Genomic DNA, 12,269 nt, shown 5'->3' on the forward strand with positions numbered 1-12,269 from the left:
TCAGGCCGCCAGGAAATCCGCCAGCATGCCTGCTACTACCTGCGTCGCCCCCTTCAGATCGGCCAGCACCACGTGCTCGTCGGCCTGTTTGGCCCGGGATTCCAGCACCGTGCGCGGCCCGGCCCCGTACATGACGGTGGGAATGCCATGTTCTGCATACAGACGGGCATCAGCATACAAGGGCGTGCCCACCGCAGGAATGGCCTCGCCAAATACCGCCTGAGCATGCCGCTGCAGGCTGGCCACCAATTTTTCATGACCCGGCAGAGGGCGCAAGGCGCGGGCCAGCAGCAGGCGGCGGATATCGACCGTGATGCCCGGCAACCCCTGAACCGCCGACTGGATGAACTGACGCACCTGCGCCTCGACCTGCTCGGGATCCTCTTCGGGAATCAGGCGGCGATCCATCTTCAGCACCACCTGCCCCGGCACCACATTGGTATTGGTGCCGCCCTCGACCCGGCCGACGATCATGGTTGGATTCGTAATACCGTCGATGCCGGAATGGATCTCGTCCAGCGCCGCCGCCTGGCGATAGATTTCCGCCAGAATACGACTGGCGGCCTGCAAGGCGTCATGGCCGGTCTTGGGCGCCGATCCGTGCGTAGCCTTGCCGTTGACCGTGACCTCAAACTGCAGGCAGCCATTGTGCGCCGTGACCACTGCATAGCTGAAACTGGCGCACACCACGTAATCCGGTTTGCTCAAGCCGTGATCCAGCAGCCAGCCGGGGCCTTTCAAGCCGCCAAATTCTTCATCATAGGTAAAGTGCAGTTCCACCGCGCCCTTCAGGGAGGCGCCGCTGGCTTCCAGCGCCCGCACGGCATGCAGATAGGTGGTGAAATCGCTCTTGGACACCGCCGATGCCCGGCCATACAGGCGGCCGTCGACGATTTCGCCGCCATAGGGATCATGGGTCCAGCCGTCACCCGGCGGCACCACGTCGCCATGCGCATTCAGGGCGATCACCGGGCCGCCCGGCGCATACTGGCGACGCGCGATCAGATTGGTGATGCTGCGCATGCCATACGCCTGCATCTCATCGGCGGGCACGGCATGGCGTTCCACCTGCCAGCCCCAGCCTTCCAGCGTGGCGGCCACCGCCTCGGCATGCGGGGCGGTATCACCTGGCGGCGTATCGGTGGGAATGCCCACCAGGCGCTGCAACAGCGCCACTTGCTCATCAAAGTGCTCGTCCACCCAGGCATTCAGGCGGGCGGGCAAGGCAGCATTCGCAGACATGCTCATTCACGATCTCCTAAAAAACAGGCGCCCGCAGGCGCCTGTGCCGATCAACGGGCCAGACGCCCCCAGATGCGGACGCGGCTGATGCCGCCGTCGGGGAACATGTTCACCCGCACATGAGAGACCGGTCCCACCGGCTGCAGGGCAGCGCCTTCGTAGAAATGCTGCTTGTCCATCTCGGTCTTCTGCTCGCCCAGGATGACGGGCCAGAACATGGCTTGCGTCACCAGCGACTGATCGGTGGATTCTTTGACCAGCGCGCCTTGCACAGACACCCGATCCGGATAATTGCCCTTGAAGTGCGCAGTGTCGATCTCGATCTTCTCGACCGTGACCGGATGGCCCAGCTCGATGATGACCCAGTCGTTGCCCGGTTCGCGGCGGCGGCGGGTTTCCCAGCCATCGCCCATGTTCACCCCCCGGCCGGCGGTCAACAGCGGCATGGGCGAACCGAAGTGGGAATCGTTGTATCCCACGATGCGCCCGCCGCTGGACAGGGCCGACACTTCGTACAAAGCGTTGGGATCTTGCTGGTCCCAGTTGCAGGCCGGCTGGCCGTACACGCGCAAGCGCGCCACGCCGCCGTCCGGGAAGATATTCAGGCGCAGGTGCGTCCAGACACGTTCGTCGGCGATTTCCACAAAATGATGGGAATTGCCCTGCAGGGACTTGGCCGGCACGATCTCGACCCATTCGGTCTTATCGTCGGGCTCGCCTGCACAATGGGCGGCCTGCACGGACGCCGCCGGCGGGAAATTACCGGTGAAATGGCTGGTGTTGATGTCCAGGCCGCGGATCGCGCCCGGCAGACCCAGCTTGACGATGGCGGTATCGTTGCCGCCGTTGCGGCGGCGCTGGGTTTCCCAGCCATCCATCCATTTGCCATGGTCGTCGAACTTGCCGACGATGAACACGGGCTCGGAATCCTGCAGCATGCGCGAGGCGCTGGCGAAGAATTCGTCCGTGCAGGATACGACCTTTGCGCCCAGCTTTTCGCTGGCCAGATTCGGGTGACGGGTGGCAAAAACAGGCAGGTCGACCGCGGGGGCGTCGATCACGGTGCCGACTGGCAGATTGGGTGTAGCCATGGGGATGCACTCCAGAGATTCAGAATAAACCCGTCCGGGCCATGCCCGGGCGGTAGGGCGCCGGGACATCGTCCGGCGGGGAAAGAAAAATCAGACTGCCTTGAAAGGATGTTCCTTGGCCCAATGGCGGGCGATATCGGCCCGCGTGGCGATCCATACCCGATCATGTTTCTGGATATGGTCCAGGAAGCGCTGCAGGCCGGCAAAACGCGCCGGTCGGCCCGTCAAGCGGCAATGCAGGCCCACCGACAGCATCTTGGGCGAGGTCTCGCCTTCGGCATACAGCACATCGAAGGCATCGCGCAGGTAGTGGAAGAAATGATCGCCCGTATTGAAGCCCTGCGGCGAGGCAAAGCGCATGTCGTTCGTATCCAGGGTGTAGGGCACGATCAGCTGCGGATGGGTCTTGCCATTGCCCAGATCGACTTCGGTCCAGAAAGGCAGATCGTCGCCGTAGTAATCGGCGTCATACAGGAACTTGCCTTCCTCGGCCACGATGCGCAGCGTATTGGGGCTGTCGCGACCGGTATACCAGCCATCGGGGTGGCGGCCCAAGAGCCGGGTGACGATCTCCACGCAGCGCTGGAAATGTTCGCGCTCGACCGCCTCCGGCACGTTCTGGTAATGGATCCAGCGGTAGCCATGACAAGCAACTTCGTGACCCAGTTCGACAAAGGCGCGGGCCGCTTCAGGATTGCGCTCCAGCGCCATGCCGACGCCAAAGACGGTCAAGGGCAGACCGCGGCGCTCGAATTCCCTCAGGATGCGCCAGACGCCGGCGCGCGAGCCGTATTCATAGATGGACTCCATCGACAGGTGGCGATCCGGGTATGCGGCGGCGCCGATGATTTCCGACAGAAACTGTTCCGATCCGGCATCGCCATTCAGCACGCAGTTTTCGCCGCCTTCCTCGTAGTTCATGACGAACTGGACGGCCACGCGGGCCTGGCCGGGCCAATTGGCCTGCGGAGGCGTGCGGCCATAGCCGGCCAGATCACGCGGATAATGAAGGTCTGTCATAGGAAGTCTCCTGGTAAAATGAGTGTCAACGCCGCACATCAGCGCCGCACGTTGAGTGCCGACCAGGGATCGGCGACGCCTTCCTCGGGCGTGTCCATCCGCTGTTCGCAGTCCTGCAAATGATGATCCATGGCGGCTCTCGCCCCCTGCGCATCGCGCCGCCGGAGCTGGTCCAGAATGTCCCGGTGCTCGACATACGAGCAAGCGCTGCCTTCGGGGCTGCCGCCCAAGGCAATGATCAGCGTCGTGCGGGCGCACAGCCCCGACAACATGTCCGTCAACACCTGATTGTCCAGCAGGCGGGCCAGCTCGACGTGAAACGCATTGGACAGCCGGATCCAGCTGATCCGGTCGCCCTGCTCGTAAGCCCGCTGTTCCCGCGCCACCATGTCGTCCAGCGGCGCCAAGCGCCGGTCAACGTCATCCAGCGCCACCAATTGATCGATGGTGATGCCTTCCAGGGCGCGGCGCATGGCAAAAACATCGCGCACTTCCTTGGGGGTGGCCTGCCAGACCCGCGCCCCGCGATTGGGCTCGATCAGCACGATCTTGTCATAGGCCAGCTGCGCCAAGGCGGCGCGCACGGTGCTGCGCGAACAATCAAAGATCGAGCACAGTGCAGCCTCGGTCAGCTTGGCCCCCGGCAGCAGGCGGCGGTCCATGGCGGCATCGAAGATCTCGCCGTAGACGCGATCGACTTCGGATGGATTGCTGGCGGTCTTCGGGTTGCGCAGGGAAGAGGCCCGAGGGGCCTGCAGATCCGACGAAACGCCTCGAGAAGGTTTCAACTGGAGCATCGGAATGAGCGATTTGGCATCAAATCATGGTCAACAAAAATTGTTGACAATTATTGAGGATCACGAGAGAATCGTCAACACAAATTGTTGACAATATGTCGGATGCCTTGCCGGACACGCTCCGGAAGTCCGGTCGGCGCCGACGCAAACCATCCTGCCCCAAGGCTCTTCACGTTTTCGCGCAGACGCCTTGCGAACCGATATCTTGGTATCGGAACGGCCATACCGGGGGCCTGATTGGCAGGATACTGACCGGGGATCAATCTCATGGGAAAACTTTCCACCCATGTCCTGGACACCGTACATGGTGTGCCGGCTCAGGGCGTCGCCCTGGAACTCTATCGCCTGGACGGCGATACCCGCATTCTGCTCGCACAGACAGCCACCAATCATGATGGCCGCTGTGACGCGCCTTTACTCAGCGGCGATGCCCTGATCAAAGGCGCTTACGAGCTCGTCTTCCATGCGGGGGACTACTTCGCGGCCAAGGGCATCGATCTGCCCGAACCGCGTTTCGTGGACGTGGTGGTGCTGCGTTTCGGCATCGCCCATCCGGAACAGAACTATCACGTGCCGCTGGTCGTGACGCCCTGGACCTGGTCTACCTATCGCGGCAGCTAAGCGCCGCCCTTCCCCCGACATTCATCCAATAAAACAAGAGGAGACCTAGCCATGGAAGGCTTTTTCCTGGAATACGGCAATCTGCTGCTGCGCTGGCTGCACGTCATCGCCGCCATCGCCTGGATCGGCGAATCGATCTATTTCGTCATGCTGGACCTGAGCCTGCACGCCCCCAAGGGCGAACACAGCAAAAAGCTGGGCGTCTACGGTGAAATGTGGGCCGTGCACGGCGGCGGCTTCTACCACAACCAAAAATACCTGACCAATCCGGCCGAACTGCCCAACGACCTGCATTGGTCGTTCTGGAAGGCCTACACCACCTGGCTGTCGGGTTTCGGCCTGTTCATGCTGCTGTACCTGCTGAAAGCCGACATCTACCTGGTCAACCCGTCCAGCCCCTGGGAATGGGCCCGCAACATGAGCGGCACCGAAGCCGGCATCCTGGCAGTGCTGTTTCTGGTGGTGGGCTACAACGTGTATTCGCGTCTGTGCCGCATCATCAGCCCGACCGTTAACCACGATGGCTGGTTAAGCGTGGCGGTGGGCGTGATGATGGTGTTCGTAGCCTGGCTGACGACGCAGATCTTTCCGGGCCGCGCGGCATTCCTGATCACCGGCGCCCTGATGGCCACCTGCATGTCGGCCGGCGTGTTTTTCTGGATCATTCCCGGCCAGCGCCGCATGGTCAAGGCGCTGAAAGCCGGTGAAAAACCCAATCCTCTGGACGGAGCCTGGGGCAAACAGCGTTCGGTGCACAACACCTATTTCACGCTGCCGGTGATCTTCCTGATGCTCAGCAACCACTATTCGTTCACCTATTCGAATGAATACGCCTGGGTCATCATGTCGCTGTTCATCTTTGCCGGCGCCGTGATCCGCCAGTATTTCGTGCTGCGCCACACGGGCAAGAACGACCTGCGCTATCCGGCAGCCGGCATCCTCATGCTGGCCCTGATCGGCTGGATCGCCGCCCCGGCGCCCACGGCTGCACCAGCGCCCAGCCAGACCGGCAGCGCTGCGACAGCCGCCCAGGCCGCCGTCACCATCAACCAGGTACACGGCATCATCACCGCCCGCTGCGTGGAGTGCCACTCGGCCAAACCCACCCAGCCCGGTTTCGCGGCAGCGCCTGCCGGGATCCTGCTGGACACCAACGAGCAGACCCTGCAGCATGCCGCACAGATCAAGCAGGTGGTCGGCAACAAGTACATGCCACTGGCCAACTTGACGAAGATGACCGACGAAGAACGCGCCGTCATCGCCGCCTGGAACGGCCAGTAAACGCACGGTCAGTTGCTGTTGGGCTGACAGACGAACCCCTGGGTCAGGCCTTCGGGAGCGGCCAACGCGCCGCTTTCGGCGACCTGGACCCGGGTATAGCCGGCAGAGCAATTGCAGCTACCGGTCAAGGGGTTGGTCGTGGCCTGTCCCGTCACACTGGAACATCCCTGGCGGCTATTAACCATATAGCCGCCACCTGCAGGACGCGCCAACTGCTGCCAGACGCCCTGACGACAAATCAGCAGGCCCGCATAGCGACCATCCCGGCCCACCGCGCCATCCACGGCACAGGGGCTATTCCCGATCCAGCCTTGTTCCATCACCAGCCCTTCCTGGGCCCGCACCCAGGCGCCGCTTCTGATCGTGCCCAGGACCGAGGCATCTCCTTGGAAATCCGGATTGCGGGTATCACGGACACGCAGGAAATCCGTCTCTGTCTCTGACGCCCCGGGCGCAGCATCATCCACCGCCCGCGTCACATCAGCGGCCAGCGCCACTGCACCCGGCTCCCAGAATCCATCGGCAGGCCGCGCCACACGGCGCCCTGCCCCTCTGAAATGCAGAGGATCATGCGGCCACAGCACCAGGCCGCGCCCCTGGGCCGCCAGCAGCCATTCCGCCACCAGCGCATCGTCCACCCGGCCATCGGATCGCAGCAGGCCGCCACGCGTGCCGATCAGGGCCTGCACCTGGCAGGGTGACTGCGGACAGTGTCCTGCACGCGATACCCGCAACGCCAAGGTCTGACGCAAGGGCCCATGGTCCTGCCACCCCTCGGGCAGCAAGCCTGCCGCCTGCAGTTCCGCCCAGTCGGGCGCTGTCCAATCGGCAATGCCGTGGGCAGCCAGATCCTGCGGCGCCACCGCCTGCTGCAAAGCGGCGGCATGCCGCTGCAGATAGGCCTTAGCGGCTGCCCTGGCGGGCTCCATCCACGCCGCCAAAGCCTGCGCCTGCATGACCCTGGCCCGCTGCGCCCATTCCTGACCGGCCCAGATCGCCGCCGCCAGACTCAGGGCAGCCACCAGCATGACTTCCAGCAGCAGCGAGCCGCGCTGCCTGTGTCGATCAGCGCACATAGAACACGAACTGATTGGTGTCACCCTTGGCGCATGCCGATTCCGCGGACAAGGCGCTGTAGGGCGTGGTGTCGTCCTTGACCGTCTGGGCCGCCCCGCCGCCGGCGCTGACCGTGATGCGATCGGCCACCCGCTGCAGCACCGAAGCGATCGAAGGGCAGGCAACGTGATTCACCCGCAACAGGCGCAGCAAGAACCCGGCGCCGGCGTCGTCGGGTTCTACCTCGATCGTGCCGCTGCCCCCCAGACCATGCAGAATCGCTCCGTCACCGGCCCGCGTCAACACGGTCGAATCCGCCACCATCGACGCCAGATTCGCCGTACCGATACCAGCATAGGGCGGGTCGCCTGCAGTCCCGGCATTGACGCGCGTGTGCATCACGAAACGCGCCAGTTCCTGGCCGACCTTGGGCACTTTGTTTTCCAGCACATAGCCGCCGATGGCGGGAATTCCGATCACGGCAATCAGCAACACGATCGCCGTCACGATGGAGACTTCGATGAGCGAGAACCCCTGCTGCGCCCGCCTGCGCGCCTGAGCCCGGCCCTCATTCCATAGTCGCTGTGTGTCCTGCATAGTGCCCCCTTGCCGTATTCCGGCGACAAAACGCCCGCCCCTATTGGCCGGCGTGAAACATCATCCAGCCCCGACGCAATTCGTCGATTGCCGCGTAATGCCACAAACCGATTCCCATCACGATCACCACCCCCGACAGCAAGGCCAGCCAGCGCAAGGCCTGAGCCTGGATCCCGATGCGGGCCAACCAGACTGTGGCCATGCGCGCATGGGCTGCCTGGAATCCGGCTGACAACCCTTGCGCCGCGACCATATCGTCCAGATACCAGTACAGTTCGCGATCCAGCAGCCCGGTATCCCAGGCGGCCGCGCCGGTCAGTCCCTGATCGATGCGCCAGACCATCCGCTGCAGATGCGCCCGCAGCCACGGGCTGGCGCCATCCAGAAACAGCAGGATCACCGGCCGCAGCTGGGACGATCCGCCCGCCCCCGGTTGCAGCACAATGGATGCCAGGGCCAGCAGGCGCAGCGCCTGGACCTGACGGTACAAACGCCACGGCCCGATCCGATCCAATCGTCGACGCCACGGGCCGCAGGTATGCGGCAACGTCCATAGCACAGCGGCCAAGACAGCAGCTACCAGCAAAGGCGCGAAAAACCCCCAGTCGTGCAATTGCCGGGCAGCGGTAAAAAGGGACCGCGCCCAGCTACCCTGGAAAGCAGGCGGCAGGCCCTGAAAAGCCTGCTGTAAAGCAGGAACGGTCCAGACCGGCACCGCCAGCAGCAGCACGCTGACGACCAGCAAGGCCGCTGCCGCAGCCCCCAGGGTTGCCCACAACAGCTGCCGCGTCCGGATCAGCAGGTCCAGATGCCGCGCCAATGCCTGAAAACAGGCCAGCAATCGAGTATTGCCAAAGGTCTGCGCGACTCGGATCAAGGCACGCTCATCAGCCGGCAGGCAGCCCCGCCAGGTGGCGTCCAGGTCTCCGCCGCTGGCCTCGCAGGCGGCCGACCAACGGCCCGACAAACGTCCTCGTACCGTGCCGGGCCCATAGCGCTGCGCATCCCGATCAAACAACTCCCGCAGGGTCAAGCGCCCCTGCGCGCCTGCCAGCACTGCATGCAGATATTCAAAGTAATCCGCCCGCTGGCCTGCGAAGCGCCAGGCGTCGAGACGATCACGCCAGCCCGACCACTGCCGAGAGAGAAGGTTTACACCGGGCATGACGCCGCCTCTGCCCGTTGCTGACGGCGCAGCAGCAGGGTCTCGAAAGCCAGGAAGCGCACCTCGACATCGCGCGGATCCACCTGCCCCGCACCGACTTTGAGCATGGCATGCGCCAGCGCGCTATGAACGGGATCAGGCAGAAAACCGGCATCCGCCGCCAAGGCGCCGGGATGCAAGCCGGGCTCGACCAGTTCAGCGGCAACGGTCCGCCCGTCGTAACCGGCCAGTTCCGGCAACTGCGGTAAACGGCAGCAGGCGCAACCATCAGGATCACGGATGCGCAGCTGCTCGGCCTGTATGCCCCAGAGCTGCTCGATCCAATCCAGCCAGCGGCGCCAATCCTGAGCCGCCCCTGCATGCTGACGCCGCAATTCCGCCGGATCGGCAGGCCGGGCGCAGGCAGCGCACAATTGCGGCAATAGCGCCTGGAACACCAGCAGCTTCAGCACGCCCGGCGTGTGCAGGAAGTCGCGTGGCACACCGATGAATGCAGAGGACAAGCGGTCCACGATGGCGCGTGCCGACGGCGCATGCACCGTGGTATAGACATTGACGCCCGAGCCGCTCAGATCCATGAAAGCCAGACCGCTTTCCGCATCGCGGATTTCCCCCAGCAGCACGTCGCTCATGGCGGAACGCTTCAGGGTGCGCAATTTGGCGGCATAACGCCCATGCGCCTGCTGATCCAGATCTCGGCCGATGGTGTTCTGCACGGCCCGGTCGATCCGGTATTCCACGGGCTCTTCCAATGTGATCACCTTGCGGTGATCCGGCAAGCCTCGAATCAGCGCGGCCAAGGTGGTGGATTTGCCCGAACCGACCGTGCCGGCCAGCACAATGGCGCCGCCTTCGGAGCGCATGACACGATCAAAACAGGCCAGTTGATCCGGCCGATAGCCCAATGCGCCCAGCCCCGTATCCCGCGCCTGCGCATCCCGCGACAGAAATCGCAGACAGACGCTGGGGCCGCGATCGGCGGCCAAAGACGCCCACCGCAAGGTATAGGCCCTGCCATCCACGCGCCGCAACAGGCTGCCCTGCTGCTCAAACGTGGGATCAAAGACTGCCCCGTTACCGCCCCGAATGTCCATCCAGGCGACGGACAGCACATCCAGCAACAGGTCGGTCGGCATGGGCCGGAACCGTTCTGGCGCAATGTAGCGGCCCGATACGGTATAGCGGACCTCGGATTCCGGCGCATCCCGATAGACGTTCAGATGCAGATCGGTCGCCCGCTGACGCACTCCCCATTCCACCAGATCCTGAAACACCCCCGCCAGCGCCGTAGGGGTTCGATCGGCGGCAGACGCCGCAGGCATCACAGCGCCGGTATCGCGTGACAGGGCCAGCAACAGCGCCGCCGGCAGCACGTAGCGCGCCGGATCGGACAAGGACCAGCCGGCCGATTGAATCCGCCGCACCAGGGCATCTGCCTGATCGCCGCCCACATATTCAGCCCGCGCCAGTACAGTGATACTGCCATCCGCCCGCTCGACCGGACAGATCCGGTCTGCCAGTGTTTCAACACCGAACTGCTGCGCCATCACCCGCCGCAGCGGCGGCTGCAAGACCGACAATTGTTCCGGATGATCAATCGTGGCGGCAGCCGACAGATCAAAAGGCATCAGGGGTTCGGCCACGCGCAACACAGAAGACCAGGCTTTCATGGACGCTCCTCGCTCAATAGCATGCGCAGGCACAGGGAATGACGGTCTTCGCCACGTTCCAGCTGTACGCAAGCGCCATTCATGCCACGCAGCTGATACACCCCCGGGTCCTGGGCATACCCGGCGGGAAAAGCCTGGCCGCGCACGTACAGATAGGCTCGCTGCCCGACCTGGACTTCGGCCATGAGCGCCTGCCCGACGCCGTACAGGGCCACCAGGCGCGGCGCCAGCAAAGGCCTCGCCTGATGATCTGCGACGCGCCCTGACGACGCTGACGGCCCGGCCCGCAAGGCCTCGCGCAGGTCCTGCTGCATCAGCTCACGCACGGATTGCGTCTCCCAGGATTCCACAGACGGTGGAACGGGAACAGCGGGGACCGCCGCCGGCTGGGCCAAGGACAGCGGCGCCCACCAACATCCGCCCAGACACGCCCATCTCCAGGAACACCACATCCAGCGCCACAGGACATCAATCACGGTTTTCATACAAGGATCCTTCCAGGTGCAAGATCAAACGGCTGGCTGTCAGGTCTGGACGCGCCCCCGGCGCATGTGACAGAGAGGCCTTGCGCCAGGACACAGGCTGAGCCAGCGGCGCCAGCAGTTCACCGGAACGCAATGGGCCTTCGACTTTCAACACCCTGCTGGCCACACGGGGAAAATCCAACGGCTGGGGCAAGACCTGCCCGTGTTCATCCCGAGGCGGCGGCACCACTACCGCCTGGGGCGCCTCGAGACGCAAAGCGGTAAAGGCGGGCAACACAGCTTGCAGGGCGCTGGCCCAATCGCGAGCCACCAACCGGGAGGCCGGCAAGCGGGCGGGATCGGCAGGCTGTCCGCTCAAAGCCAGGGTCCACGAGGCCTGCGCGCGATCCAGCGTCGGAAAATCAAGCCGCCAACCTGCCGGCGCGGCCTGCAACAGGCCACGGTTGTCCGCCTGCGCATCCAGACGCCGGTATTCGCTGCGGCACTGCCAGCCGCCCAGGCCTGCGGCAGGCTGGCACTGGGCCTGCTGCAACACCCAGCCCGCCACCCGCACCGGCTGCCCATACAAGGCTTGCAACAGAGTCCGCGTCCCCTGTTCACCATGCACGGGCCACTGAGCCAATACCCGCGCCAACGCCTGTTCCCAGGCCAGGCTGTCATCCGGCACACGATCCGACGGCGCCGTTTCGCCTGCAACGCCCCACCCCCACCACCCTGCCCCCGCCAGCAGCGCCAGCAGCAACATGCCCAGCCAGCCGCCCCGGCGGCGCACACGAACCAAGGGCGGCGCCGTCGGCGCCTGCCGAGCCAGATCCTGCAATACATCGTCTCCGGCGCCGGCACAGGACAATACCTGCAGGCGGGGATAGGCCAGCCGCAAGGCAGCCACCGCCTGATCCGCCAAACCGGCATCCGGGTAACTGCGATCTGCTCGCGCCAGCACGACCCCTTCATGGCTGGCCAGGACATGCCAGGTCTGCGGACCCAGCGGCACGACGCAGGCCATGGCGCCCTGAGGATGCCGCCTCGCCCACAGATCCGCCGCCGACCAGCATGCCTGAGGCGGTTTCAGCCCCTGCGCCAAGCCCAAAGCGGCAGGCGGATTGCCCGACAACACCTGATGCGTAGCCCCTTCGCGGCGCGCCTGTGCGCAGGCGAGCGCCGGGTCGCCCAGCACCGGCATCCAGTCCAGCCCGAAGACCAGCGGCATCCGATCCACCCAGACGAGACGTGCGGCCGACATG

Annotated in this window: 12 protein-coding genes; 2 read left to right on the forward strand and 10 right to left on the reverse strand. The window is 64.5% G+C overall.

Annotated features, from left to right (window positions below):
• The 4 genes from VDP79_RS04550 to VDP79_RS04565 form a co-directional block, all read right to left on the reverse strand.
• Positions 1–1,248 (reverse strand): M20/M25/M40 family metallo-hydrolase, encoded by a 1,248-nt coding sequence (locus VDP79_RS04550; RefSeq protein WP_416233046.1) that lies wholly within the window; start codon positions 1,246–1,248, stop codon positions 1–3.
• A 44-nt stretch (positions 1,249–1,292) separates the two neighbouring features.
• The gene (gene alc, locus VDP79_RS04555) at positions 1,293–2,333 is read right to left on the reverse strand and encodes an allantoicase (RefSeq protein ID WP_323017046.1); all 1,041 of its coding nucleotides are present in this window, start codon (positions 2,331–2,333) and stop codon (positions 1,293–1,295) included.
• 90 nt (positions 2,334–2,423) lie between these two features.
• Positions 2,424–3,392, reverse strand: coding sequence for an allantoinase PuuE (gene puuE / locus VDP79_RS04560; protein ID WP_416233047.1), 969 nt, complete (start codon positions 3,390–3,392; stop codon positions 2,424–2,426).
• The gene (locus VDP79_RS04565; RefSeq protein WP_323017048.1) at positions 3,392–4,150 is read right to left on the reverse strand and encodes a GntR family transcriptional regulator; all 759 of its coding nucleotides are present in this window, start codon (positions 4,148–4,150) and stop codon (positions 3,392–3,394) included. The genes puuE and VDP79_RS04565 overlap by 1 nt, the downstream gene beginning before the upstream one ends.
• 267 nt (positions 4,151–4,417) lie before the next feature.
• On the opposite strand from VDP79_RS04565, the gene uraH reads away from it, so the two are divergent.
• Both uraH and VDP79_RS04575 read left to right on the forward strand, forming a co-directional pair.
• Complete coding sequence (gene uraH, locus VDP79_RS04570) at positions 4,418–4,771, forward strand: hydroxyisourate hydrolase (protein ID WP_323017049.1); 354 nt, start codon at positions 4,418–4,420, stop codon at positions 4,769–4,771.
• Positions 4,772–4,822: 51 nt separating this feature from the next.
• Positions 4,823–6,052 carry a urate hydroxylase PuuD gene (locus VDP79_RS04575; RefSeq protein ID WP_323017050.1) on the forward strand — a complete coding sequence of 410 codons (1,230 nt, stop codon included), beginning with the start codon at positions 4,823–4,825 and terminating at the stop codon, positions 6,050–6,052.
• Positions 6,053–6,060: 8 nt separating this feature from the next.
• Here VDP79_RS04575 and VDP79_RS04580 read toward each other — a convergent pair whose 3' ends face one another.
• From VDP79_RS04580 to VDP79_RS04605, 6 genes are read right to left on the reverse strand one after another with little or no spacing between them, the layout of a single operon-like run.
• The gene (locus VDP79_RS04580; RefSeq protein WP_323017051.1) at positions 6,061–7,128 is read right to left on the reverse strand and encodes a hypothetical protein; all 1,068 of its coding nucleotides are present in this window, start codon (positions 7,126–7,128) and stop codon (positions 6,061–6,063) included.
• Positions 7,118–7,705 carry a type 4 pilus major pilin gene (locus tag VDP79_RS04585; RefSeq protein WP_323017052.1) on the reverse strand — a complete coding sequence of 196 codons (588 nt, stop codon included), beginning with the start codon at positions 7,703–7,705 and terminating at the stop codon, positions 7,118–7,120. Before VDP79_RS04585 ends, VDP79_RS04580 begins: the two co-directional genes overlap by 11 nt.
• Before the next feature lie 40 nt (positions 7,706–7,745).
• A complete protein-coding gene (locus VDP79_RS04590) occupies positions 7,746–8,870 on the reverse strand; it encodes a hypothetical protein (protein WP_323017053.1) in 1,125 nt (374 codons plus the stop codon).
• Positions 8,858–10,540, reverse strand: a complete 1,683-nt coding sequence (locus VDP79_RS04595) for an ATPase, T2SS/T4P/T4SS family (RefSeq protein WP_323017054.1) — start codon at positions 10,538–10,540, stop codon at positions 8,858–8,860. Before VDP79_RS04595 ends, VDP79_RS04590 begins: the two co-directional genes overlap by 13 nt.
• Positions 10,537–11,025 (reverse strand): hypothetical protein, encoded by a 489-nt coding sequence (locus VDP79_RS04600; RefSeq protein WP_323017055.1) that lies wholly within the window; start codon positions 11,023–11,025, stop codon positions 10,537–10,539. Before VDP79_RS04600 ends, VDP79_RS04595 begins: the two co-directional genes overlap by 4 nt.
• Positions 11,009–12,268 carry a hypothetical protein gene (locus tag VDP79_RS04605; RefSeq protein ID WP_323017056.1) on the reverse strand — a complete coding sequence of 420 codons (1,260 nt, stop codon included), beginning with the start codon at positions 12,266–12,268 and terminating at the stop codon, positions 11,009–11,011. The genes VDP79_RS04600 and VDP79_RS04605 overlap by 17 nt, the downstream gene beginning before the upstream one ends.
• Position 12,269 lies beyond the last annotated feature (1 nt).

It is taken from the genome of Castellaniella sp., assembly GCF_034675905.1.
In the GTDB taxonomy this organism is placed as follows: Bacteria; Pseudomonadota; Gammaproteobacteria; order Burkholderiales; family Burkholderiaceae_B; genus Castellaniella.